This window comes from Microbulbifer sp. TB1203, assembly GCF_030997045.1.
In the GTDB taxonomy this organism is placed as follows: Bacteria; Pseudomonadota; Gammaproteobacteria; order Pseudomonadales; family Cellvibrionaceae; genus Microbulbifer.
In genome coordinates this window covers 1,554,829-1,579,492 of the sequence record NZ_CP116899.1, presented here as the reverse complement: position 1 = coordinate 1,579,492, position 24,664 = coordinate 1,554,829, and the positions used below count along the sequence as shown (strand labels likewise).

Genomic DNA, 24,664 nt, shown 5'->3' with positions numbered 1-24,664 from the left:
CTTTGCATGCGTCCCTCTCGGCGGGTCGGGCCGCTACATGGTGCTCCAGCCATCCGGGTGGTGCACATTGGTGGTTACCGCTCGGTAGGTTTCCAGTTTTTGCGCTGTGACTGAACCTTCAAACCCGTTCCAGTAATCCTCCCGGCCCTCCCGCCAGCCGTTGACCCAGGCTTGGTGAAGCTCTTCATTTTCAAAGGGACAATTATCCATGGCTTTGTTTTGGGTGGCGGCCAGGTAGCCTTTGTAGAAGGCTCTGTCGGACTGGTTGCGTTTTTGGCGTTTCATAAGGTTTAGGCACCTCTCTTGCCGCTCGCTTGCCGCTCGCAGGTTTTCACTCCCTGATACTGAAGGATATGGTGAAAATCCGTGAAATAAAAAAGCGCTCGCCGCCGCGCGCTGTTTCATTCGCTGTGCACTGTCGGGTTCACATTGCGGGAACCGGTTGGCATCCTTTGAGCTGGCGGTTATGAGCGCAGCCCCCAGTAGAGCAAAAAGCACCTGGCCTGTGAACGAACGCTTTCGTCTGAAGAGAAGTGGTAATAGAAGAAATTTGTATAGTGGGGAAACCCAAAAATTGTCGCCTTGAGTGAGAGACAGGATTTTGACTGACGTAATCGACTTTACCGCCAGCTGCCCCCGGGGCCTGGAGAGCCTGTTGGCGGAGGAGCTGCGCGCCCTGGGCGCCGGCGCGACCCGCGAACAGCCAGCCGCGGTACACTTCTCCGGTTCCCTGCAACTGGCTTACCGCTGCTGCCTGTGGAGCCGCCTGGCCAATCGCGTGCTGCTGCGCCTGGGGCAGGTCCGGATTGCCGATGCGGAAGATCTGTATCGCGCCGTGGCCGGGATTCCCTGGGAGGAGCATATCAACCCCTCCGGCGTACTCTGGCTGCAGTTCTCCGGAACCAACCGGGAGATCCGCAACAGCCAGTTCGGCGCCCAAAAGGCCAAGGACGCCATCGTCGACCGGCTGCGCCGCCAGAGCGGTGCGCGGCCGGAGATAGACCGCCGCCATCCGGACCTGACCGTGGCCCTGCGCCTGCAGCGGGACACGCTGGATATCGCCATCGACCTCAGCGGCGCGAGCCTGCACAGGCGCGGCTATCGCACCCATATCGGCGCTGCGCCCCTGAAAGAGAACCTCGCTGCGGCACTGCTGTTGCGCGCCGGCTGGCCGGACATCGCCGCCGATGGCGGCGCGCTGCTGGACCCAATGTGCGGCTCCGGTACCCTGCTTATCGAAGGGGCGATGATGGCGGCGGATATTGCGCCGGGACTATTGCGCGAGGAATTCGGTTTCGAGCGCTGGCTCAACCACCAGAGCGATCTGTGGATGCCGCTGCGCGAGGAGGCGCTGGAGCGCCGGCGGCAGGGGCTGGAACGGGAACTGCCGGAAATCCGCGGCTATGACGCCGACGCCAAGGTTCTGTTTGCCGCCGAGGCCAATATCGCCCGCGCCGGGCTGGAAAAGCAGGTGCGAGTCAGCTGTCGTCCGGTGGCGGCCTTCAAGGTGCCCAGTCACCGCCAAGTGAAACCCGGACTGGTATTGACTAATCCCCCCTATGGCGAGCGCCTGGGCGAACAGGAAGCACTGCGCGAGACCTACGCGGAATTGGGCCGGCAGCTGAAAAAGGAATTTCCCGGATGGTCGGTGGGTATTTTCACCGGCAACCCGGAACTGGGCCATGCCACCGGTCTGCGATCCCACAAACAGTACCAGCTGTACAACGGCAGTATTCCCAGCCAATTGCTGCTGTTTCATATCCGCGAGCAGTCTGTGGAAAATCGGGGGGAGGAGGGTCGTCGAACGCTTTCCGCCGAGGTGGAGATGGTTGCCAACCGGCTGCGCAAGAACCTGCGTACCACCGGCAAGTGGGCGCAGAAGAGCGGTATAAGCTGCTACCGCCTGTACGACGCGGACCTGCCGGAATACGCCGCGGCGATTGACCTATACCGCTCGCTGGAAGGTGAGTTGTTTGCCCATGTCCAGGAGTACAAGGCGCCGGCGAACATCCCGGAGGAAAAGGCCCAAGCGCGGCTGCGCGACCTGGTGCGCGCGGTTCAATCGGTGCTGGAGCTGTCCGGGAAAAATATCAGCATCAAAGAGCGCCGCCGTCACAGCCACAAGAGCGGTGGCCAGTACCGCAAACACTCCGATACCGCCTCCGCCTTCTGGGTGGACGAGTACGGCGCGCAACTGGAAGTAAACCTGTGGGCTTACCTGGACACCGGGCTCTTCCTGGACCACCGCCCGGTGCGCCAGTACCTGCGCAAACTGGCCCCGGGGAAGAAATTTCTCAATCTGTTTTGCTATACCGCCAGCGCCACGGTAGAGGCGGCGCTGGGCGGTTGCGTGCAGAGCACCAGCGTGGATATGTCGAAAACCTACCGGGACTGGAGTGCGCGCAACTTCCAGCGCAACAACCTGGACCCCTATCGGCACCAACTGGTGGAGGCGGACTGTATGCAGTGGCTGGAAGCCGCGCAGCAGAACCGACGCGGCCACTACGACCTGATTTTCATGGACCCGCCCAGCTTTTCCAACTCGGCGAAAATGCGCGGCGTCTTGGATATTCAACGGGACCACCCAAAATTGATTCGCCAGTGCATGGCTTTGCTGGCCCCCGGGGGCTCCCTGGTTTTTTCCAATAATTTGCGCACGTTCAAAATGGACGAAGCGATTTGTGCGGAATTTCGGGTAGAGAATTTACCGCTGCTGGACAGGGATTTTCAGCGCAATCCGAAAATTCACAATGTCTGGAAAATCCAGAGGTGACCGGTGCGCACGGCGCACCCTACTGGCTATGTGTAGGGTGCGCCGTGCGCACCGTCAAGGGATCTTGTCGAGCAGCTTCAATAGCTCCCCGGTTTCCATATTGCCCCCGCTGACCACCGCCGCAACGCAAGAACCTTTATCGAGGGAGACGGCGCCGGCGGCGACGGCTGCCACGGCGATGGCGCCGCCGGGTTCGGCGTAGAGTTTGCCGCGGGTGATCAGCAGTTCCGCGCCGGCAGCGATGGCGTCTTCATCGAGGGCTACCAGTTCGTCCACCACCCGGCGGCTGGCGGCGTAGGTGTGCTCTCCGGCGCGGTTGGCGCCGAGGCTGGCGGCCAGGGTTTGCACCTTCTCCAGTTCCACCGGGCCCCCCGCGTCCCAGGCGGTCTTCAGGGTGGCGGCGCCGGCGGGTTCCACGCCGACGATACGGACCTCGGGCCTGGCATGCTTGATGGCAATGCCTATGCCGGAGATCAGGCCGCCTCCGCCCACCGGGCAGATCAGGGTATCCAGCTCCGGCAGCTGTTCCAGCAGCTCCAGCCCCACAGTGCCCTGGCCGGCGATGATGTACGGGTCGTCGTAGGGAGGCACCAGGGTGGCGCCGCGCTCCCGCACCAGCTCTTTGGCATGGGCCCAGGTGGCGCGGATATCTCCGTACAGTATCACCTCGGCGCCGTAGCCGCGGCAGGCTTCCACCTTGAAAGGACTGGCGCCCTCCGGCATCACCACGGTGGCGGGAATACCCCGCTCGCCGCAGGCCCAGGCCAGGGCCATGCCGTGGTTGCCGGCGGAGACGGTGACCAGTCCCCGCTCCAGCCGGGTATCGGCAGCGCTGGCCAGCCAGTTGAGTACACCGCGCGGCTTGAAGGAGCCGGTCTGCTGGAAGAGTTCGCACTTCAACCACAGCGGGCGCCCCAGCTGTTCCTCCAGGGGACGGCTGCGCAGGCAGGGTGTGGATTCCAGCAGCCCGTCGATGGCTTTGCGGGCAGCCTCTATTTCCGCTGCACCGATATCGCTCATCGCCGCACAGTCACTTTGCTGGGAACGTTGGTCAGGAATTCACAGCCGCTCTCGGTCACTACCACCGTGTCGGATATAAAGGCGTCGCCGAGGGGGCTGCGCAGCAGCCAGGACATCAGGTGGAGGACCATGCCGGCCTCCAGTTTCAGGCTGGACCCGGCGCGCAGGGCCACCGGCACGCCGCTGCCGGACCAACTGGGCGGATAGCCGATGCCCACGGAGTAGCCGCAGTGGTGGCGGCGATAACTCTCCAAGCCATTGCCGTCCAATACCGCCTGCCAGGCGTTATAGACGTCGCCGGCGGAGACTCCCGGGTGGATCGCGTTGGCGGCGGCGTGCGCCGCATCGCGACAGATAGTGTTGATGCGCTTGGCTCCCGGGGACGCCTCACCGATATAGACCAGTCGACCCATGGGGGCATGGTAGCGGCGCACGCAGCCGGCCATCTCCAGGAACAGCAGGTCCCCTTCGGCCAGCCGGTAGTCCTGCCAGGTGCCGTGTTCGTGCTCCAGGGTGGTGGTGGCGCGAACCAGGGGCACAAATCCGGGGTAGGTGCCCCCCCGGCGGCACATCTCGCTGTAGATCGCCGCCATCACGTCCCTTTTACTGACCCCCACGCCGGCGGCGGCGATGGCCGCCAGTATCATTGCGTCGGAGACGCGCGCCGCCTCCCGGGTGCACTCCAGCTCGTGATCGGACTGGCAGATGCGAAAGGCGTCCACCAGCCCCGAGGCATCGACGAACTCGGCTTCCGGCAGGGACTGCTGGATGCCCTCGGCCAGGGTCATGGGGAAGAAGCTGCCGGCCTTTTCCACTCCCAGCCGCCCGCACCCCAGGCCTATGCCGGCCAGGGCGTCGCGGGTAACCGGGATCGAGGGGGGAATGGTTTCCGGGGTGGCTTTCGGTGGGGAGGGCCAGGGTTCCAGAGTTTCCGCGCCCTTGGCTACGGGCACATGCTGGTCGCCTGCCGCGGGGCTGCCGTCCGGGTAGCCAACATGGCGCACGCCGGGTGCCATGTCGCGCACCACCGCCTTTTCCATTTCCCGGGTGACCAGTACTGGTTCGCCGCGGGCGGGCAGCACCAGCATCTGGTAGGCGAAGTAGCCCATATGGTCCAGGCCGGTAAGGTAATAGATGTTCTCGGGGCTGGTGATCAGGCAGGCGTCCAGTCCCAGCTCTGCCAGCCGGGCGCGGACCGCTTTTTGGCGCTGTCTGAACTCGCTGCGAGTGAATGGGGCGGTCACGACGGTACAGGTGGCCAATATATTCAGTGGTTAGTGTTCAGTGTAACTCACCACTGAATAGCCACCGCTGACCGCTCACTCCAGTTCCATTACCACGCGGAAGCCGACTGTCTTGGATACGGTGTGTTCGCTCAGGCCGGTGCGGTAGTCGGAACTGATATTGTTCAGGGGTTCCCGCATGGAGCCGCCGCGCACGCTGCGCAGCTCGCATTTGTCTACCACCACCGGCTGGCCGTCGTCGCGGCTCTGGCCGTAACCGTTCAGGTAGCAATCCTCTACCCACTCGGCCACATTGCCGGCGGTATCGAAGAGGCCGAAGCGGTTGGCCTGGTAGTGGCCCACGGGCGCGCTGGAGTAGCTGAACAGGCCGTTGAACTCACTGGAGCAGCCGCGGCGGCAGTTGGCTTTGCCGCGGGCTTCACTGCCGCCCCACCAGAAGGGGTGCGGCACACCGCCGCGGGCGGCGTACTCCCACTCGGCCTCGCTGGCCAGGCGGTAGCGACGTCCGGTCTGGCTGGACAGCCAGCGGGCGTAGTTCCGCGCATCCCGCCAACTCACGTTGATTACCGGTCGGTCGCCGCGGCCCCAGCCGGCATCGCCGGGCAGGGCGGCGTCGGTGGCCTCGGCATAGCGGTCGTATTCGTCGAAAGTGATTTCGTAAGTGGAGATGGCGAATGGTTTAGCAATGGTGACGCGATGCGCCGGGCTGGAGGCGTCGCGCTGGTCGTTGCCCATGGTGAAGCTACCGGCCCCGATCACCACCATCTGCGGGCCGGTGCCGCCGTCCGCCAGGGGAGAGCGAATCTTTTTGCCAGGGTAGTAGGCGCGTTCCAGGGTCACCGGCACCGTGAGGTCGGTGTCTTCTATCCCCACCCAGCGGCGCAGCGTGGTGTAGCCGGGGCGGCTCACTTCCAGGTCGTACCTGCCCGGCTCCAGGGGAATGCCCGGGCGGTAACGGGGATTGATGTTCATGATCCGTACCCGCGCATCGCGGGGTCGCGGCTGCACCGTGAGGCGGTATTTCGGGGTTTCCACCTCGGGTTCGGTGGCCGCGAGTTCGGTGGTCGCGGCCTCTTCGCCGGGGGTGATATCGGCCGCTTCCCCGGCCTCCGGCTCTGTTTCCCCGGTTCCGGCGGTCTCCACCGGTGCATCGGTTGCGAAGGTCTCTTCCTGCGGGGCCGGCAGTTCGATGTTCTGTTGAAGTGGCGCCGGTGAGACCTCCGGGTCGGGCTCCGGTTCATTGGGTGTCGCCGCTGCGGCCACCAGCGGGGTTTCGGAGGCCGCTGCGGGCGCCTGTTCCGGTACCAGCAGAGAGGCGGTGTAGTCGCTGGCGCTGTCCAGCAGGGGAGAGCCGGATTGCCACTGCAGCTTGTAGCCGATCAGGCTGAACAGCACCCAGCCAAACACCAGGGATACCGACACCAGGCCGCTGAACAGCCACTGGCGGCGCTTGCGCGGCGGCGCCTGCTGGATCACCTGGTGGATACGCATGATGGTTGCCTGCTCGGCGCGGGGATGGTTTTCGTGCAAGGGTTTGTCGCGCCAGCGAGCCCAGGCGGCGGCGATCTGGTCGCTCAGGGTGCCGTAAAGGGTCATCAGCAGGGCGCGCAGCAGGCTGGAGACGCGCACCGAGGTGTTGTTGAGCTGGGTGGCCTGGGTCGAGGGCTTGCCGGCCAGGGTGGCTATCAGCTGGTCGATGGCGTCCACCACGTCCAGCCCGCGCTGGAAGCGCTGTTCCGGGTCCTTGGCCAGGAAGCGGTCGATCAGGCTCTGATACAGGGAGTGGCGCGCCGGCAGCTTGGGGATCGGGTCGGTGAGGTGCTTGATGGCGATGGCCACCGCCTCGTCAGCCTGGAAGGGCACGGCGCCGGCAAGCATCTCGTAGAACACCACACCCAGGCTGTAGAGGTCGGCGCGCCCGTCGATGGCGGTGCCGCGGGCCTGTTCGGGGCTCATATAGTGGGGCGTGCCCACCACCATGCCGGTACTGGTCATCCGCGTGGTCCGCGCGATTGCCCGGGCCACCCCGAAATCGGTGAGCACTGCGGAGCCGTCCTCGCGAAACAGGATGTTTTCCGGTTTCAGGTCGCGGTGCACATAGCCCTTGCCGTGGGCGTGATCCAGCGCCGTGGCGATCTGGCGGGTGATATTCAGCGCCTCCAGTGGATCTATCACTCCCTCGGAAAGGCGGTCGGAGACGGAACCGCCGGGCATGTAGTCCATGGCGATATAGTTGAGGCTGCGGTAGCGGCCGATATCGTGGATGCCGACGATATTGGGATGAGAGAGCTGGCCGACGATATTGGCCTCGCGCTGGAAGCGCTCGCTGAACACCGGATCGGCGTTGAGCACCGGCGACATCACCTTGAGCGCCACCTGGCGGCCGACGCTGCGCTGGATAGCCAGGTACACGGTGGACATGCCGCCCTGGTTGATCTTCTTCAGGATGCGGTAGCCGGGGATTCCCAGCGATGTGGCGGTATTGGTGCTTACGACTTCCATCGAACCCTATTCCTTGCCTCTTTACCCAAACTGCCGGGCGACCAGTGTAGCCAGCAGGCCCAGCAGGGCGAGTGCACTCAGGACGGGGAGTATTTTGCCGCGAAATTTCAATCCGGGCGCGGAAGGGTGTGGCGTACGGCCTGTGCGGAAAGTCCACTTTCCGGATGTTGCTGGCGTCTTATCCGGCGCGCTGATCAGTTGTACGGTGATATTGTCCTTGCCCCCGGCGTCCAGCGCGGCGGCTACCAGCAGGTCCGCGGCGCGGCGGTTGTCGCTGTTGGCTGCCAGAACCTGGGCTATCTGTTCCGGCTCCACCTCGGTGCTGAGGCCGTCGCTGCACAGCAATAGTTTCTGTCCCGGCCGCCAGGGAGCGGAAACCCTGTCTATCTCCAGGTTGGGATTGGCGCTGCCGCCGATACAGCGGGTGATCACATGGCGGTTGGGGTGATTGGCGGCCTCCAGCGGATTGATCGCACCGGAATCCACGAGCATCTGCACGTAGGAGTGGTCGCTGGTGAGTTGCTTTAGTTGGCCGCCGTCCTCTCCGGGAGTCCAGAGATAGGCGCGGCTGTCGCCCACCCAGTAGATATGGAAGTAGGCACCGTCTTCTGCCACGACCACCGCGGTGGAGCCCATATTGGCGGTATTCTGTTCGTCCCCCAGAAGCAAGGCGTGAGCGCGCAGCAGGGCTCGCTCGTAGTGGCGGTCGGTGGCCGCGGAGCGCTGGATTTCCTCCACCACAGTTTTGCTGGCGATCTCCCCGGCCTGGTGGCCACCCAGCCCGTCGGCCACCACCCAGACACCGCGCTGCTCGTCGGCCCAGCATGCGTCTTCGTTCTGCTCGCGCTTGTAACCGGGGTGGGTGGCGCTGGCGCTCCGCCCGGCGCCGCTGGCGCGCTTGACTGTCCCGCTGTGCCGCGATACCTCGCGTACTTTGGCTTCACTCACTGGCGTGCAACTACCTTTATTGTGGTTAACCCGGTTGCCGGTGTGTCTGGTCGACTCTGCAGCGGTTGCAGCGGTCCAGCCTGTGTCCGCACCGGTGGCCTATCCCTGTCTGCGTGCCGTGCATATTAGAACCCAGGGGCGCGGCGGGCTGCAAACGGAATCACACGCGGGGCAAATTCCCCATGATAAACTCGCGCCGGCAGCCAGTTATCAATGAACAGTGATCGACTGTCGGTTGCCAGTGGATTTTTGTTCATTGCTTATTGATCATTGCTTATTGATCACCGGGGAATCTTATATGTTCAAACTTTGCGATCTCAAGGACGCCAGCCAGAGTGTATGGCTGGTAGCGCCGAAAGTGACCATCGGGCGCGCCGGCAGTTGTGATCTGACCATCGCGGACGACGCCGTGGCTAAGTTGCACGCCGAAGTGGCGGTGGAGGACGATCAGCTCACCCTGCACAACCTGGCCGGTGCGGGATTGGTTGCGGTCAACGGCCAGCCGGTGGAGGGGAGTTGCCCGCTACAACTGGGCGACCAGGTAAAGATCGGCGGGCGGATACTGGCGGTGCTGGATCCCAAGGTGACCAAGCTCAAAGCCAGCGCCGGCAGCGGTGTCTCCTGGGCGCTGCGCGCCAACCACCCGGCGATTGCCGGCAGGGTGTTCCCGGTACGGGAAACCAGTGTGGTGGGCCGCTCCGACGAGTGCGATATCACTTTTTCCCTGTCTCATCTGTCCCGCCGGCACGCGCGCCTGGAAGTGCGCGAGGGCCTGTTGTTTGTAATCGACCTGGGTTCCGCCAACGGCACCTACCTGAACAACCGGCGAGTGGTGGAGAGCCGCGTGCGCCGCGGGGACGAACTGCGCTTCGACACCCTCAGCTTCAGCGTGGTGGGCCCGGCGGACGACCGCGATAAAACCACAGTGCGCCCGGCGGTATCTCTGCCCCAGGACAAACCGGCAACCGCGGATGCGGCGCGGGCGGCTGCGGCGCGGCAACCGGTCTCGGGCTCGGAACCCACGCGGGAACGGCGTCGCTATGAGGGTGATTCCGCCCTGGCCGAGAGCGGCGGCAGCGGCTGGATCTGGGTGACCGGTCTGCTGCTCACCGCGGCGGCGGTCGGCTATTTCTGGGCACACAACCAGGGGCTGATCTGACGGTGCCGAAAAACCTGATCCTCTACACCACCTTGGGCTGCAGCCTGTGCGAAAAAGCCAAAGCGGAGATCTGGCCGCTGCTGGAGCAGTTCCAGCTTCGCCTGCGTGAAGTGGACATCGCCGACGATTCCCAACTGCTGGACCGCTTCGCAACGCGTATTCCACTGGTGGGGCTGGGGGACCCGGAGGATGTCTGCGGCTGGCCTTTTGATCGGGAGCAACTGCAGGAGTGGCTCCTGCGCCGGCTCCCGGAACTGTAGGAGCCGGCTTGCAGGCGAAACAGCACTAGTTCAACCTTTCCGCACTTTGCCGGCCAGTTCATCCACTGGGAAGTTTGGCTCCTGTTGCGCCAGCTTCTCCGACAATATTGCCGTCAGGACTTCGTATCGTGGCGATTGGGCGGAACCGGCTCCAACCACTGCTATCGCAAACACCACATACAGTGAGGGGGGGATCGTCTCGAAACGGATCGCACCTAACAAAATCGCCGCCGATAGAAGCAAGAATGCCATAGACAAGACAATTTTCACCCTGCGTTGCCGCCGCACCCACCGCTCGGCGGTACGAATGAGGCGGATTTCCCTCTGAGTAAAATGCATCAAGCCATCCCCAGGTAGATCACCGTAATAGCGCTGGCCAGGTTATTGCCCGCGTGCAGCAGAATCGGCAGTAGCACCGAGCCGCTTTTCTCCCGCGCCAGGCCCAGCAGCAGTGACAGTGCGAAAATAAAGCTCAACTGGACCCAGTGGTACTGGCCGAAGTGCAGGGCGGTAAATAACACCGAAGTCAGCAGCAGGGTGCCGGAGAGCCCAAGGCGCGTGTGCCGCCAGGCGCGGAACAGGTAGCCGCGGAAAACCAGTTCCTCCAGCAGCGGCGCGGCCACTACCATCATCAGTGCCAGCGGCAAGAAGCGGCTGCCCGCCAGCGATTTCATGAACTCTCCCGGATCGATATCCAGTGCGTGCGCCAGCAGCGCCTGTGCCGCCAGAAACACCAGCAGTGCCGGCAGCCATGTGGCGAGGGATTTCAGCGGGAATCGGCGCACTGCCAGGGTTTCCCAGCGGGACTGCTGCCTGAAATGCGCCACCAGCAGAACAGCCGGCAGCAGCAGGCAGAACTGGGTCATGTACATGCCCACCAGCGCCGCTGGCGACTGTATATGCGTTTCTATCTGTGCCTGTATCGCCGCCGGATCGACAACCTGGCCCTGCGTTCCCAGTTGTGCGCCCAGGTAGCCGCCATAGCCGGCTATATATAGAAATACGCCTACAAAGTGCAGCAGCGCGAAGACACAAAGCCAGCCCGCTGCACGCCAGGTACGCGGCTGAAGCTTCTCTGTGCCCGCTGTGGTATCCCAATGCGAGTTTTCGTTAGAAATGATTTCCATCTTCTTTTTTCCTTATTTAAAGGGTCTTCTGTTGAATATTTCCCCGGATCGCCCGCCAAATATCGCTCAAGCCGGGTTCCCTGCCGTACATCTGGATTCCCATGGCAGCGCATAACTGCCGGTTGTCAGCCAGCAGAGCGCGGTGACAACCCACAGCAGCAGAAAAATAAGAACCAGGGTATGGGAGAGGCGGGGGAGTAGAAGAACTTCGCCGTGCAAGCGATCGGCTCGCCTTTCCATGGCTTGTTGGCGGAACAACGCTGTCACACTGTTTCCTTACTTCACTTCTTGTTACTGCTCAGACTGTTATTCTATAAATAACATGATTTATCATATTTTTATGTTATTAGGCCCGCCAAATGGCCATCAAGGGACATTTCATTACACGCCATTACAGATGTGCACCAGATATGTGCAAAATATGTAACTACTCACCACGACAGTCCCCTCTCCCTCTTTGGGGGAGAGGGTTAGGGAGAGGGGGAGCCGGTCAGCGCCCCCTCCCCCGGCCCCTCCCTCGCAAGCGGGAGAGGGGAGAGTAGTTACCAAAATATTTTTGAGCTAAGGAGCCTCTGACTAACGTCATTCCGGCGACTCGCTAGAAGCCGGAATCCAGAAACCCACGATTTCTCTGGACCCCGGCTTCCGCCGGGGCGACGAAATGCTTTTTCGATGAGGTATCGACCTGGCAATTTTTTTTGCCAAGGGAATGGTAATAATGAAATGAGAAATTAAAGTCTGCGGCTCGCTTCCCGTTCGCTCAGCAGCGATGCCTTTTCCCCACTGCGATAGGCGTAGATCACCGTATAGGCGAGCACGTTCTGAACATAGTTGCGGGTTTCGTTGAAGGGGATGGTCTCTATCCAGACATCGTAGGGCAGCCTGTTTCCCGTTTCCTCCAGCCAGCGCGCCACCCGGGTGGGGCCGGCGTTATAGGCGGCGGCGGCGAGGAAGCGGTTGTTGTCGAAGCGGTCCAATAGTGAATTCAGGTAGTGGCTGCCGAGGGCAATATTGGTGTCGGGGCTGAGCAGGTCCCAGCTGCGCCGGTAGGGCACGCCGGCGCGGCGGGCGGTGGCGCGGGCGGTGGATGGCAGCAGTTGCATGAGCCCCAGGGCTCCGGCGCGGGACTTGGCGTCGTGGCTGAAGTGGCTCTCCTGGCGCGCCACGGCGTAGATCAGGTAGGGATTGAGAGCGGTGTTGTCGCCCATGCGCCTGCTGACATCCGCCACGATATTGGGGAAGGCCAGCGGAAATCTCAGCTCCAGGTCGTCCAGGTAATCCGCCGCCAGTACCGAGCGAATGGACTTGTGGTACCAGCCCCAGGAACTCGCCAGCTTGCCGGCGGTAAGCAGTTCCTCGTGGGACATGCCCTCGGTGGCGTAATCCCACTCCCGACGCGCGTGGTAGAACTCGCCGATGGCCTGCAGCTCCCGCGCCCGCTGCATCGCCGGCTGCGCGGCCAGCTGCTCCACCTGCTTGGGCGTGATCGGCGCCGGCCGGTCCACAAAACTGTAGTTCTCCCCTAAGGTGTCCGCGGCCAGAAAGCCGTAGTAGCTGCGCTCGGCGGCGGCCTTGCGGTACAGCGCCACCGCTTCGTCGGCGAGCCCCTTGCTGTAAAGTTCCTCGATGGCGCGGGCCTTCCAGTAGAGCCAGCGGTCGGATTGTTGCTCGCTCTCCGGCAGGCGGTCTATCCAGAATTCCACCTGGGCCCAGTCCAGCGCCCGCAGGGACTGGCGGGCCAGCCATTCGAAAATCCGGGGATCGGAAAAATCCTCGCTGCGCGCGAGCAGTTGCCGCAGCCCCTCCATGTCGTCCTGGCGTGCGAACTGCAGTGCCAGGTACCGCAGCAGCGCGTCGCGCTCTTCGTCGCTGAACAGGTAGCTGGCCTCGTAGCGGCGCCAGGCCCTGTCGCTGGCCGCGGCGTCCTCCCGGGCGAGCCTGTGCAGGCCGTGCAGGACTATATCCCGGTATTCCGGTTCGTCGCGGATAAAGCGGGTGTAATCCGCCAGTTGCGTGGGCTCGCGGTGCACCGAACGCATCAGCTGGGCCAGCCGCGCCTGCCCATCTCCCATTTTGCCGGCAATATAGCTCGCCAGGTCCAAATTGCCGCGCTCCACCGCCAGTTGGTGGCGGCGCCAGGCCAGCTCCGGGGTGAGGCCGCCGTCGCCTATCCAGCGGTTAAACGCCGGGTCGCACTCTTCGGGCTGTGAGACACCGACGGTCCACAACTCCTCCACCAGCTCATAGGCGGCCCGCTTGTCGCCGTGGCGGGAAAGGGCATCAGCGTAGTAGCAGCGCAGGGAGGTGCGGGTGATTTTTTCCGGGCGGTAGTATTTCAGGTAGGCGCGAAAGCGCTCGCGGCTGCCCAATTCGCGCAGTACGCGGACGCGCATCCAGTCGCCGATGGCGGTGTCGCGGTAGTCGGTGAGAAACTGGTCGATTTCCCCGTAGGGCAGCTGTGGAAGCTTTTTGCTCAGGGCCCAGTAGTCGAGGTAGGGCAGCAGCGGGTAACCGCGCAGCTCCCGCTTCAGTCTCGCGAGTTCGCTTTGGTCGCCGCGGGCGATGGCCGCGCGCGCCTCTTGCAGTTTTTCCCGTTGCGCTACCGCTCTCTCCGCCTCTTCCACCACCGCTGCCGCAAGCGGGGCGGGCAGCGCCAGTGAGAGCAGCAGAGCAATTCCCTTTGCGCCAATCGACATCAATATCACCTGATTGAAACTTCGCGTCTTCAATTTACCACCGAAACAACAGAATACCTTATTAAGAGACGCGAATAACGCGTAAAATATCCGTTTTTACTCAACAAAAAGTGTAGTTAAAGATGTTGCTTCAGTTGGATGGCGTGTGCCTGCGCTACGGAACCCAGGTGCTCGCGGAGGATGTCAACGCCAAAGTGGATCGCGGGGACCGCATCTGCCTGGTGGGCCGCAACGGGGAGGGCAAATCCAGCCTGTTGCGCCTGATCGCGGGGGAGATAGACGCCGATGGGGGCGAGGTGGTGCGCAGTAGCGGCCTTGTGCTGGCGACGCTGGAGCAGGAACTGCCGTCGGACTGTAGTGACTCCGTCTACCGCTATGTGGCCGGAGGCCTCGGCGACGTGGGCGTCTGGCTGGCGAATTACCGCGCGGAGCCGGACGTGGACCTGCAGGCGCGTATCGAGTCCGCCCACGGCTGGGACCTGCTGCCGCGAATTGACAGTGTGCTGGACCGTCTCGGCCTCGATGGAGGGGACCAGGTGTCGGACCTGTCAGGCGGCTGGCAGCGCCGCGCGGCGCTGGCGCGTGCGCTGGTGACCGAACCGGATCTGCTGATCCTCGACGAGCCCACCAACCATCTGGATATCGCCGCAGTGGAGTGGCTGGAAAATTTTCTCGCCAGCTACCGCGGCGCGCTGCTGTTCGTCAGCCACGACCGCGCTTTGGCACAGCGGCTGGCGAAGACGGTATGGGACCTGGATCGCGGGCAATTGCGCGTCTTCCAGTGTGATTTTGACCGCTACCAGCAGGAAAAGGAGAAGCTGCTGGAGGAAGAGGCGCGGCACGCCGAGCTGTTCGACAAGAAACTCGCCCAGGAGGAGGCCTGGATCCGCCAGGGGATCAAGGCCCGGCGCACCCGCAACGAGGGCCGGGTGCGCGCCCTGCAGGCGCTGCGACGCCAGCGGGAGGCGCGCCGGGATCGGCAGGGCAGGGCGAAAATGGCGCTGGATTCCGGGGAGCTGTCCGGCAAGCTGGTGGCGGAATTGAGCAATGTCTCTTTTGCTTATCCCGGCGAGGAGCCACTGGTCCGCGATTTGTCCTTCACCCTGATGCGCGGCGACAAAGTGGGCCTGATCGGTCCCAACGGCGCCGGCAAAAGTACCCTGATCCGGCTGCTGCTGGGCGATCTGCAACCGGATTCCGGCCAAGTACGCCTGGGTACGAAGCAGCAGGTGGCCTACTTCGACCAGCGCCGCGACCAGCTCAACCCCGAACTCTCCGTGCTCGACAATATCGCCGAGGGCAGGGAGTCCATCACTGTCGGTGGCAGGAGCCGCCACGCGATGTCCTACCTGGCGGACTTCCTGTTCAGTGGTATCAAGGCGCGCACAGCGGTGGGGGCGCTCAGTGGCGGCGAGCGAAATCGTGCGCTGCTCGCCAAGCTGTTCAGCCAGCCGGCGAACATCCTGGTGCTGGATGAGCCCACCAACGACCTGGATGTGGAAACCCTGGAACTGCTGGAGCAACTGTTGCTGGACTTCCCGGGAACCGTGCTGCTGGTCAGCCACGACCGCGCTTTTCTCGACAATGTGGTGGACTCCTGCCTGGCCTTTGAGGGCGAGGGGCGCGTGCGTGAATATGTGGGCGGCTACGCCGATTTCCTGCGCCAGGGAGGGAGCTTTTCAACCGCCGGGGAAAGGCAGCAGACAGAGGCTCAGAAGCCGGAGAGCAAGCCGGATTCGGGTACCCCGCCGGCGGCGAAAAAGAAAAAGCTCAGTTACAAGTTGCAGCGCGAACTGGACAGCCTGCCGGGGCAGATCGAGCAGCTTGAAGAGGAGATCGAAAAGCTGGAATCAGCCGTGGCACAGCCGGACTTTTATCAGCAGGGGCAGTCGCTGGTAGAGGAAAAGCTGAGCCTTCTGGCGGAGCGGCAGGCGCAACTGGAGGCGGCGTTCGAGCGCTGGGCGGAGTTGGACAATTATCAGTGAACCCTTATCGGGTAGGGAAATACCGCTCACTTTTCATTGACATGCACCCGCACCGCCAGCACATCGCAGGAGGCGCCGTGGAGCACCCCGTTGGCGGTGGACCCCAACAGCAGCGCCAGGCCGTGGCGGCCGTGACTGCCGATAACGATTAAATCCACTTCCTGCTCCTCCGCCAGGCGGTGAATTTCCGTGGCCGGCTGCCCCAGCACCACGTGCTGGCGCTCCGCGGGAATTCCCAGTTTGTCGGCGGATTTGCGCAACTGCTCCTTCGCCTGGTTTTGCAATTGCTCCTGGACTTCCGAGAGATCCATGGGGATATCCCCGCCATAGGCGAAGGTCAGCGGCTCAATCACGTGCGCTAAGCTCAGGTCCGCCCCGCAGGCGCCGCTAATATCGGCGGCCTTTTGCAGTACCTGGGAGGACTCCTTCGAGAGGTCCAGGCCGACGAGAATGTGCTTGTAGCTGGCCATAAGCGTTCCGCTCCATGTCTGGACAATAGGGGGCAGGTTGGAAAATGCCTTCATTCGAAACCTGTCGGCGCCCTCTCTCCTACCAAATGGCGATATCAGCGCCCCGGATTATTCACGGCGAGGCGCCGCTTGGCGGAATGGCCCCCGGCAGAGCCTCCGCGGCCAATCTGGAAGGCGCTCCAGCGGCCCTCTGATACCGCTATTTTGTACGTGACGGGACAATAGAAAGTCTACTTTAAAAAAAGGTTCTTGACAGAAGCGGCGCCGGGCAACGCAAAATAGGCGCCTTTTCCCACCAACAAGGAGTGGTTATGACCGGCTGGCTACCCCTCATTATTATTCTCTTTGCCGTCGTTCTGGTGGTGGGGCCGGTGATGTGGCTGAAGCCCAGCGCCCGGGACCAGCGCCTGGCCGCACTGCGCAGCCGCGCCGCCCGGGAGGGGCTGACTGTGCAGATGAAATCCCTGCCGGCGGCGGAGGGACAGGGCAGCGCGGCGGTGTACTTCACCCGTTGGGGGGATGCTCGCCGCTTGCAGACAGGCTGGGTACTGGAGCGGCAGCGGGGGGATCACGAGATGAATTTTTCCGGGCACTGGGACTGGCGCAACGGCCGCGCCGCGCCGCAGTCTGCCTGGGAACCGTTGCGGGAATTGCTGGCCGCGCTGCCGGAGGACGCCACCGCGGTTGTCGGCGCCGAGACCGGGCTGGGGGTGCAATGGCGGGAATCCTCTGGAGACAGGGGAATGACGGCGCTGGAAAAAGCCCTGGAGGCTTCGCGGCCGCCAATAGAGGAAGCGATAAGGCTACCGCGAAACAGCACCCGATAGGCCGAATAACCACTCTATGGGAGTGGTTATTGGTCTCGCCAGGAGCCTGCGCTGATGGCGGCCAGCCGCCGCTCCTGCAAAATTGTCGATACCCCGGAAAGGTGAGAAAACTGGACGTTGCGCAACAGTAATTTGCGCCGCTCGCTTGACCGCACCCGGGGCGGAGCTTATATATTCGCGCAGCGCTGGCCTTTGCCAAAGGCTGCCAAGGCTTGCGAAAGCAGTAAATTTTCTATTTAAAATCAAATGCTTATGGGTAAATCACTGGTCATCGTCGAATCGCCGGCCAAAGCGAAAACCATCAACAAGTATCTCGGAAAGGACTTTGTAGTGAAGTCCAGCGTCGGCCATATTCGCGATTTGCCCACCGGCGGCGGAAACCGGCAGCCGGTAGACGCGAAGGAGCGCGCGCGCCGCGCCGCGGAGACCCGCAAGCTTTCACCGGAGGCCAAGGAGGCCTACAAGCGCAAGAAAAATCGCGAGCAGCTGATCAAGCGCATGGGCATAGACCCGGATCACAACTGGGCCGCTCACTACGAAATCCTGCCCGGCAAGGAAAAGGTGGTGAGCGAACTGCGCAAGCTGGCCGCCAATGCCGACCATATCTATCTGGCCACGGATTTGGACCGCGAGGGAGAGGCGATCGCCTGGCACCTGCGCGAGTCCATCGGCGGCGACGAGGGCCGCTACCGCCGGGTGGTGTTCAACGAGATCACCAAGTCCGCGATCCAGGAAGCTTTCAAGGACCCGGGCCCACTCAATATCAACCGGGTCAACGCCCAGCAGGCGCGCCGCTTCCTCGATCGCATCGTCGGTTACATGGTCTCGCCACTGCTGTGGGAAAAAGTGGCCCGCGGCCTGTCCGCCGGGCGGGTGCAGTCGGTGGCGGTGCGCCTGGTGGTCGAGCGGGAGCGGGAGATTCGCGCCTTTATTCCCGAGGAGTACTGGACTCTCGCCGCGGATACCGAAACTGCCAAGGCAGATCCGCTGCGCCTGGAAGTAAAAAAGCAGGCCGGCGAAGCCTTTCGCCCGGTCAACGAGGAACAGGCCAGCGCCGCGGTCAAGGCCCTGCGGTCGAGCGAGTTCAAGGTTACCGCGCGGGACGACAAGCCCACCAGTTCCAAACCTTCGGCACCGTTTATCACTTCCACCTTACAGCAGGCGGCGAGCAATCGCCTGGGCTTCAGCGTCAAGAAAACCATGATGCTGGCGCAACGCCTGTACGAGGCCGGGCATATTACCTATATGCGAACCGACTCCACCAATCTGAGTGCGGAGGCGGTTGAATCGGTACGCGAATTTATCGGCGAGAGCTACGGCGATAAATACCTGCCGGAAAACCCCAACAGCTACAGCAGCAAGGAAGGTGCCCAGGAGGCCCACGAGGCGATCCGCCCCTCGGATGTGCGTGTGCAGCCGAACATGCTCTCCGGCGTAGAGCGCGACGCCGAGCGCCTGTACAACCTGATCTGGCAGCAGTTCGTGGCCTGCCAGATGACCCCGGCGCAGTTCACGTCCACCTCGGTGGTGGTTACCGCCGGCGACTTCGAGCTGCGCGCCCGCGGGCGCGTGATCCGTTTCGACGGCTTTTTAAAGGTGGCGCCGCCGGTCAGCAAAAAAGACGAAGACCTACTGTTGCCGGACGTGAAAGTGGGAGAGAAACTCTCGCTGAAAAAACTGGATCCGAAACAGCATTTCACCAAACCGCCGGCGCGTTACAGCGAGGCGGCATTGGTGAAAGAGCTGGAAAAGCGCGGTATCGGCCGTCCCTCCACTTACGCCTCAATCATTTCCACTATCCAGGACCGCGGCTACGTCCGCTTGGAAAACAGGCGCTTCTACGCGGAAAAAATGGGGGATATCGTCACCGACCGCCTGAGCGAGAGTTTCAAGAACCTGATGGATTACGGTTTTACTGCCAACCTGGAGGAATCCCTGGACGCGGTGGCGGGGGGGGACAAGGGCTGGAAAGAGCTGCTCGACGAATTCTACAAGGACTTCTCCGCGCGCCTGGAAAAAGCCCAGGCCGCCGAGGACGGCATGCGCCGCAACGCGCCCACGGACACCGATATCGAGTGCAGCAAGTGCGGCCGGCATATGCAGATCCGCACCGGCTCCACCGGCGTTTTCCTCGGCTGCTCCGGTTACGGGTTGCCACCCAAGGAGCGCTGCACCAACACCATGAACCTGGTGCCCGGCGAAGAGGCCGTGGACGCGGACAAGGATGAAGAAGCAGAATCCCGCCAGTTGCGCGACAAGCGCCGCTGTTCCAAGTGCGGCACCGCCATGGACAGCTACCTGCTGGATGAGCAGCGCAAGCTGCATATCTGCGGCAACAACCCGGATTGCAACGGCTACGAGGTGGAGAAGGGCACTTTCAAGATCAAGGGCTACGACGGGCCGCTGATCGAGTGCGACAAGTGTGGCAGCGATATGCAGCTGAAGTCCGGTCGTTTCGGCAAGTACTTCGGCTGCACCAGCGAAGAGTGCAAGAACACCCGTAAACTGCTCAAGAACGGCCAGCCGGCGCCACCGAAAATGGATCCGGTGCCCATGCCCGAGCTGCCCTGCCAGAAAGTGGACGACCACTATATCCTGCGCGACGGCGCCTCGGGCTTGTTCCTCGCCGCAAGCCAGTTCCCGAAGAACCGCGAGACCCGCGCGCCACTGGTGAAAGAGCTGTTGCCGCACAAAAGCGAGATCGATCCCAAGTACAGCTTCCTGTTTTCGGCGCCCACCGAGGACGACAAGGGGCGGGATACGGTGGTGCGCTTCAGCCGCAAGACCCAAGAGCAGTATGTACAGTCCGAGGAAGAGGGAAAGGCCACCGGCTGGCGCGCCTTTTATCGAGACGGCAAGTGGCAGATTGAGTCCGGAAGCAGTGGTACCACGCGCAAGCCGGCACACAAGAAAGCGGCCGCGGGCAGATGAGCAATCCTTACACCGGCGCGGTGGCGTCCGCTCTGCGTAAAAGCCAACTGCTCCTGGATGGAGAGACCGGGCCCGCGTTGCGGCAGGTGGCGGTGCAGGAGGGAGCAGTGGTGCAGCTGTGGCGCGCCTACCGCGCCTTTCTCTGCGAGCTGGCGTTTCAGTTGCAACTGGGTTGCGAACCGGAATCCGCGTCTGAACTCAAGGAGCGGGCCGCAGCCCGCGGTACGGCCTGTGCGGAGGCCGCTGAACTGCTGGAGCTGCTCGGGGACCCTGACAGCTGGCTGTCGCAACTGCAGGCCGCGTGGTTGCAGCTGTGGAAGTTCTCCGGCGGGAAGAGCGAAGGAAATCGCGGGGAGGATAACTTGATTCCGTTGCAAAACCTGTCCGCTGCCGAAATTCCGGCTCTCAGCGAAGAGCGTTTGCAAGCATGGCGTGCCGCGCTAGTGGAGTTGGTGCGGCGCCAGCGCGCGCATATGGAAGAGTGGTAGGAGCGGGCAGTTTTTAAGTCCGATTTCTGGCTTCCGGCCTCTGTATGTTACCCTGCACACAAATTGATGTAGCGGGAGAAGGGTATGTCCTCCGAGACTTTTGAAATTGTTGAACTGGCCAATGGCGATGTGGCGCTGCGCCGTGCCGGCCACCGGGAGGACCCGCTGGTGCGTATCCATTTCTCCAGTGAGAGTCTGGATTTCATACGCGAACACAAAATCGCCATTGCCCGGGCCATGCTGGAGGCCGGCATAGAAGCTGTACAGAATATCGACGATATGGAGTCGGGTTATTTCGATGAAGACGAAGAGGGGACCCCGGTAAATCACACGGTTCATTGATCAATGACCAGTTACCAATGTTCAATTGGGATTACTCCAGCCTGGTCATTGTTAATTGATCAGGGGCTCTGCCTGATCACTCCCACCGCCAGTCCTTCAATGGCAAAACGCTTGTCCCGCATATCCACTTGAATCACTTCGAAATCCTCGTTTTCCGGCAATAGCTGCACAGTGGCCTGGTTGCCTTTGCGGCGGAAGCGCTTGACGGTGACTTCATCTTCGATCCGCGCCACCACTATCTGGCCATTGCGCACTTGATCTGTGCGCTGTACCGCAAGCAGGTCGCCATCCAGTATGCCGGCGTCGCGCATGCTCATGCCGTGCACCCGCAGCAGGTAGTCCGCCGGTGGGTGAAAGAAATCTGCCGGAAGGTCGCAGTAATCCTCGATGTTCTCCTCGGCGAGGATCGGGTTGCCGGCGGCTACACGCCCTACAATCGGCAGGCCCGGTTGATAATCGGGAATGCGGATTCCCCGCGAGGCACCCGCCACCATCTCGATCGCGCCTTTGCGCGCAAGTGCCTTCAAGTGTTCTTCCGCGGCGTTGGGGGATCGAAAGCCCAGTTCCTGGGCGATCTCCGCGCGCGTGGGCGGATAGCCGGTGTCCTCCAGATAGGACTTGATCAGTTCAAGTACCTGGGCCTGGCGTGCAGTGAGATTGGTCATAGGGTCACCTGAGGTTGTTCTGTATTTATATACAGTTGCTGGGATTATATACAGATTTGCCTCCTGCGCAATCTTTGTGCCGGTGGGCGGCCGGCAACGCCATTGTCGCTATTAAGCTGCTATAAGTAGAGGAGGGGAGAAAATGGCTGGTTGAAAGAGATACGCGACAAATAAAAGGAAAGAAAATGCTGGACGCAAAAATGCCGGAAGCCTGGCGGGTACTGCGGATACAGTCCGAGCTGGTGGATGGAATTGAACGACTGATTGCGCTCACCGGTTCCGTGACAGTATTCGGCAGTGCGCGCTTTACAGAGGATACTCCGGAATATCAGCAGGGAGTCAGACTGGGGGAGTTGCTGGCCGCCGAAGGTATACCGGTGATGACCGGTGGCGGCCCGGGGATCATGGAGGCCTGCAATCGCGGTGCCTTGCCCCAGCGCGGCGTCTCCATCGGCCTCAACATAGAACTGCCTTTCGAGCAGGCGGCCAATCCCTACCAGGACATCAGCCTCAACTTCCGCTACTTCTTTGTGCGCAAGTTTATGTTCGTCAAACACGCGGTGGGTTTTGTGGGTATGCCCGGGGGCTACGGCACCCTGGACGAACTGTTCGAAGCGCTGACCCTGGTGCAGACGCAGAAGGTGCAGCGCTTTCCCATCGTGCTGGTGGGCAAGCGCTATTGGGCTGGATTGCACGGCTGGTTGATGGATACGGTGCTGGAGAGCGGCTGCATTGACGCCTCGGACCTGGATTTATTCAGCATGGTGGATACTGTAGAGGAGGCGGCGGAGATCATTATCGATTACATCAGGGGGCGGGAGGCGTGATACGAACCTCCAGTTTTCATTCTCTTGGCAAGGGGCCTCAGGACGACTCGTCCGTCCCCTCGAAAGGTTCTCCCTCAACGTGGTCGAGAGGGTTGGTATCCTCCGGCACGCTGAAGCCCCGCGCATTCGGTGACTGGTCGTCCACAGTCAGGCCGAAGGCCGCGTTGGCATCCTCCGGCTCTGCCGCCGTGACCAGCGACATCTCCCGCCACTGTTCCCAGTCGAACTCATCCAGGGTGCCGTCGGCGTATTGGACTTCGATGGTATCGTCCACCGCGACCACTTCGAACAGCAGGCCGCCGTCGATATTCTCGAACCAACTGCCAATTTCCGGTCGTTTATGAGTCATGGCAACCCTTCTCCTCGATTCTTCCCTTCAATTTAATGTCCGCGCCACCGGTTCAACACCGCCTGCTGGCGCGGAATATGCTAATCTGCCTTTTCACTAAACAACTGTTTTAATTGTTGGTTCGAATTCCTATGAGCCAGACGGATACGGTCGGCCGGATATTGGACGCCGCTGAGGTGCTCTTTGCCGAGCGCGGCTTCACCGAAACCTCCCTGCGTACCATCACCAGCACAGCCGGGGTCAACCTCGCCGCAGTAAATTACCACTTTGGATCAAAAAAAGAACTGATCCAGGCAGTGTTCGAGCGCTTTCTGACGCCTTTTACCGCCAGTCTCGCCGGCGAACTGGATCGCCGTGAGGCGGCGGGCCAGCGGCTGACGGTGGAAGAGCTGCTGGAGAGTCTCTACCGGGTGGGGCTCGGCAGCCTGGCGGCAGAGGGGCGCGATCCCCAGCGCTTTATGCGGCTGCTGGGGCTGGCCTATAGCCAATCCCAAGGGCACCTGCGCCGCTTTATCGTCTCCCGCTACGGCGACAGCTACAGCCGCTTCGCCGGCCTGCTGGAGAGGGCGCTGCCGCACCTGGACCCGGTGACCTTCTACTGGCGCCTCTACTTCATGTTGGGCGCCACTGTATTCACTCTGTCGAGCTTTGACGCCATCGAGGCTATCCTGAGAGAAGATTTCGGCGCCCAGAGCAGCCTTCCGGAAACCCTGGACCGGCTGGTGCCCGCGGCGGCGGCGATACTTAAGGTGAATGCGGAATGATGAATGCGGAATGCGGAATGCGGAATGCGGACAAATTTGGACAGCCGAAGGCTGCCCACGAAGCGGGTGGGGCACAGGGATGTGTCCCATCAATGCGGAATGAAGGATATCCGATGCGAGACGTAGTTGTTCGGGTTGCCCGTGGAGCTCGGTCGCGGCCGGTGGCGGTTCCGTGGCACGAAGCAGGCCCGCGTATTCCGCATTCATCATTCCGCATTCCGCATTGAGAAGAGGAGTTCCCATGATCGGCCCGGTAATGATCGATATTGAAGGCCAGGAGCTGACTGCGGAGGACCGCAGGCTGCTGCGGCATCCGCTGGTGGGCGGGCTCATCTTTTTTGCGCGCAACTTCCGCGACCGGGTGCAGATCGAGGCGCTGGTGGCCGATATCCGATCGGAGCGTTCGGAGCTGCTGTTGGCGGTGGACCAGGAGGGCGGCCGGGTACAGCGATTCAAGGGGGAGTTTACCGTGCTTCCCTCGATGCAGGCGCTGGCCGCCCGCGCCGACGCGAAACGGCTTGAGGATGTGGGCTGGTTGCTGGCGTCGGAGCTGCTGGCGGTGGGCCTGGACTTCAGCTTCGCCCCGGTGCTGGACGCGGATGACCACCATTGCCGCATCGTTGGCGATCGCAGCTTCTGCGCGGATCCGGCCAGGTTGGCGGCGCGGGTGCGGCCGTTTATGCGCGGCATGCACGAGGCCGGTATGGCCACCACCGGCAAGCACTTCCCCGGCCATGGCCACGTGCTCGAGGACAGCCACGAGGAACTGCCGGAGGACGAGCGCTCACTACAGGAGGTAATGGCCTCGGATGCACTGCCCTTTATCGAGTGCATCGGCGCGGGGGAGCTGGACGCGATCATGCCCGCCCATATCCGCTTCGTGCAGGTGGACAGCCAGCCGGTGGGCTTTTCCCGCTACTGGCTGCAGCAGGTGCTGCGCGGCCAACTGGGCTTCGATGGAGTCATCTTCAGCGACGACCTGTCCATGGAGGGAGCCGGTGCCGCCGGTGGCTACGGGGCCAGGATACGCGCGGCCCTGGACGCCGGCTGCGACATGGGTGTGGTCTGCAACAACCGCGCCGGCGCGCTGGAGATACTCGAAGCCCTGGACGGTTTCTCACCGGTGCGCGAGTCCAGTGACCGACTGCAACGTATGCGCGGCAGACCCGCGATAAAATCCTGGGCGGAGCTGGAGGCCAGCGAGCGCTGGCAGAAAACACGCAGCTGGCTGGCTTCGAGCATGGAATAGGGCTATCCGCTTCACCCGGATCGCGGTGGAAAACCCTC

Annotated in this window: 22 protein-coding genes; 11 read left to right on the top strand and 11 right to left on the bottom strand. The window is 62.4% G+C overall.

Annotated features, from left to right (window positions below; genetic code table 11):
- Positions 1–33: 33 nt before the first annotated feature.
- Complete coding sequence (gene rmf / locus PP263_RS06690; protein WP_308367598.1) at positions 34–285, bottom strand: ribosome modulation factor; 252 nt, start codon at positions 283–285, stop codon at positions 34–36.
- Between the two features lie 316 nt (positions 286–601).
- Here rmf and rlmKL point away from each other — a divergent pair, with 316 nt between their 5' ends.
- Entirely contained in the window at positions 602–2,773 is a 2,172-nt protein-coding gene (rlmKL, locus tag PP263_RS06685; protein WP_308367597.1) for a bifunctional 23S rRNA (guanine(2069)-N(7))-methyltransferase RlmK/23S rRNA (guanine(2445)-N(2))-methyltransferase RlmL, read from the top strand.
- 54 nt (positions 2,774–2,827) lie between these two features.
- Here the strand turns inward: rlmKL and PP263_RS06680 are convergent, their stop codons facing one another.
- The 4 genes from PP263_RS06680 to PP263_RS06665 all read right to left on the bottom strand — a co-directional run bounded on the left by PP263_RS06680 (position 2,828) and on the right by PP263_RS06665 (position 8,487).
- On the bottom strand, positions 2,828–3,793 hold the full coding sequence (locus PP263_RS06680) for a threonine/serine dehydratase (protein ID WP_308367596.1): 966 nt from the start codon (positions 3,791–3,793) through the stop codon (positions 2,828–2,830).
- Complete coding sequence (locus PP263_RS06675) at positions 3,790–5,037, bottom strand: Xaa-Pro peptidase family protein (protein WP_308367595.1); 1,248 nt, start codon at positions 5,035–5,037, stop codon at positions 3,790–3,792. The genes PP263_RS06680 and PP263_RS06675 overlap by 4 nt, the downstream gene beginning before the upstream one ends.
- Positions 5,038–5,112: 75 nt before the next feature.
- Positions 5,113–7,539: an SUMF1/EgtB/PvdO family nonheme iron enzyme gene (locus PP263_RS06670; RefSeq protein WP_308367593.1), complete on the bottom strand. Its 2,427-nt coding sequence runs from the start codon at positions 7,537–7,539 to the stop codon at positions 5,113–5,115.
- A 21-nt stretch (positions 7,540–7,560) separates the two neighbouring features.
- Positions 7,561–8,487: a protein phosphatase 2C domain-containing protein gene (locus PP263_RS06665; protein ID WP_308367592.1), complete on the bottom strand. Its 927-nt coding sequence runs from the start codon at positions 8,485–8,487 to the stop codon at positions 7,561–7,563.
- A gap of 298 nt (positions 8,488–8,785) precedes the next feature.
- Here PP263_RS06665 and PP263_RS06660 point away from each other — a divergent pair, with 298 nt between their 5' ends.
- Both PP263_RS06660 and PP263_RS06655 read left to right on the top strand, forming a co-directional pair.
- Positions 8,786–9,646 (top strand): FHA domain-containing protein, encoded by an 861-nt coding sequence (locus PP263_RS06660; RefSeq protein ID WP_308367591.1) that lies wholly within the window; start codon positions 8,786–8,788, stop codon positions 9,644–9,646.
- A gap of 2 nt (positions 9,647–9,648) precedes the next feature.
- Positions 9,649–9,906 (top strand): glutaredoxin family protein, encoded by a 258-nt coding sequence (locus PP263_RS06655; protein ID WP_308367590.1) that lies wholly within the window; start codon positions 9,649–9,651, stop codon positions 9,904–9,906.
- A gap of 30 nt (positions 9,907–9,936) precedes the next feature.
- Here PP263_RS06655 and PP263_RS06650 read toward each other — a convergent pair whose 3' ends face one another.
- The 3 genes from PP263_RS06650 to PP263_RS06640 all read right to left on the bottom strand — a co-directional run bounded on the left by PP263_RS06650 (position 9,937) and on the right by PP263_RS06640 (position 13,729).
- Positions 9,937–10,245 carry a hypothetical protein gene (locus PP263_RS06650; protein WP_308367589.1) on the bottom strand — a complete coding sequence of 103 codons (309 nt, stop codon included), beginning with the start codon at positions 10,243–10,245 and terminating at the stop codon, positions 9,937–9,939.
- Positions 10,245–11,033, bottom strand: a complete 789-nt coding sequence (locus PP263_RS06645) for a CPBP family intramembrane glutamic endopeptidase (RefSeq protein WP_308367588.1) — start codon at positions 11,031–11,033, stop codon at positions 10,245–10,247. Before PP263_RS06645 ends, PP263_RS06650 begins: the two co-directional genes overlap by 1 nt.
- A 731-nt stretch (positions 11,034–11,764) precedes the next feature.
- The gene (locus tag PP263_RS06640) at positions 11,765–13,729 is read right to left on the bottom strand and encodes a transglycosylase SLT domain-containing protein (protein ID WP_308367586.1); all 1,965 of its coding nucleotides are present in this window, start codon (positions 13,727–13,729) and stop codon (positions 11,765–11,767) included.
- Positions 13,730–13,851: 122 nt separating this feature from the next.
- Between PP263_RS06640 and PP263_RS06635 the strand changes: the two genes are divergently transcribed.
- Positions 13,852–15,714, top strand: coding sequence for an ATP-binding cassette domain-containing protein (locus PP263_RS06635; RefSeq protein ID WP_308367585.1), 1,863 nt, complete (start codon positions 13,852–13,854; stop codon positions 15,712–15,714).
- A 26-nt stretch (positions 15,715–15,740) separates the two neighbouring features.
- Here PP263_RS06635 and PP263_RS06630 read toward each other — a convergent pair whose 3' ends face one another.
- Positions 15,741–16,184 (bottom strand): universal stress protein, encoded by a 444-nt coding sequence (locus PP263_RS06630; protein WP_308367584.1) that lies wholly within the window; start codon positions 16,182–16,184, stop codon positions 15,741–15,743.
- A gap of 311 nt (positions 16,185–16,495) precedes the next feature.
- Between PP263_RS06630 and PP263_RS06625 the strand changes: the two genes are divergently transcribed.
- The 4 genes from PP263_RS06625 (at position 16,496) to PP263_RS06610 (ending at position 20,772) form a co-directional block, all read left to right on the top strand.
- The gene (locus tag PP263_RS06625) at positions 16,496–17,011 is read left to right on the top strand and encodes a hypothetical protein (protein WP_308367582.1); all 516 of its coding nucleotides are present in this window, start codon (positions 16,496–16,498) and stop codon (positions 17,009–17,011) included.
- Positions 17,012–17,263: 252 nt separating this feature from the next.
- On the top strand, positions 17,264–19,942 hold the full coding sequence (gene topA, locus PP263_RS06620; protein WP_308367581.1) for a type I DNA topoisomerase: 2,679 nt from the start codon (positions 17,264–17,266) through the stop codon (positions 19,940–19,942).
- Complete coding sequence (locus PP263_RS06615; RefSeq protein WP_308367579.1) at positions 19,939–20,430, top strand: DUF6586 family protein; 492 nt, start codon at positions 19,939–19,941, stop codon at positions 20,428–20,430. Before topA ends, PP263_RS06615 begins: the two co-directional genes overlap by 4 nt.
- Positions 20,431–20,514: 84 nt before the next feature.
- Positions 20,515–20,772, top strand: coding sequence for a hypothetical protein (locus tag PP263_RS06610; protein ID WP_308367578.1), 258 nt, complete (start codon positions 20,515–20,517; stop codon positions 20,770–20,772).
- A 59-nt stretch (positions 20,773–20,831) separates the two neighbouring features.
- Here the strand turns inward: PP263_RS06610 and lexA are convergent, their stop codons facing one another.
- Positions 20,832–21,437 carry a transcriptional repressor LexA gene (gene lexA, locus PP263_RS06605; protein WP_308367577.1) on the bottom strand — a complete coding sequence of 202 codons (606 nt, stop codon included), beginning with the start codon at positions 21,435–21,437 and terminating at the stop codon, positions 20,832–20,834.
- Between the two features lie 185 nt (positions 21,438–21,622).
- Here lexA and PP263_RS06600 point away from each other — a divergent pair, with 185 nt between their 5' ends.
- Positions 21,623–22,264: a TIGR00730 family Rossman fold protein gene (locus tag PP263_RS06600; RefSeq protein ID WP_308367576.1), complete on the top strand. Its 642-nt coding sequence runs from the start codon at positions 21,623–21,625 to the stop codon at positions 22,262–22,264.
- Positions 22,265–22,301: 37 nt separating this feature from the next.
- Here PP263_RS06600 and PP263_RS06595 read toward each other — a convergent pair whose 3' ends face one another.
- Positions 22,302–22,613, bottom strand: a complete 312-nt coding sequence (locus PP263_RS06595) for a DUF6763 family protein (protein ID WP_308367575.1) — start codon at positions 22,611–22,613, stop codon at positions 22,302–22,304.
- A gap of 131 nt (positions 22,614–22,744) precedes the next feature.
- On the opposite strand from PP263_RS06595, the gene PP263_RS06590 reads away from it, so the two are divergent.
- Together PP263_RS06590 and nagZ are read left to right on the top strand one after the other, a co-directional pair.
- The gene (locus PP263_RS06590; RefSeq protein WP_308367574.1) at positions 22,745–23,377 is read left to right on the top strand and encodes a TetR/AcrR family transcriptional regulator; all 633 of its coding nucleotides are present in this window, start codon (positions 22,745–22,747) and stop codon (positions 23,375–23,377) included.
- Between the two features lie 241 nt (positions 23,378–23,618).
- Positions 23,619–24,626 carry a beta-N-acetylhexosaminidase gene (gene nagZ / locus PP263_RS06585; protein WP_308367572.1) on the top strand — a complete coding sequence of 336 codons (1,008 nt, stop codon included), beginning with the start codon at positions 23,619–23,621 and terminating at the stop codon, positions 24,624–24,626.
- Positions 24,627–24,664 lie beyond the last annotated feature (38 nt).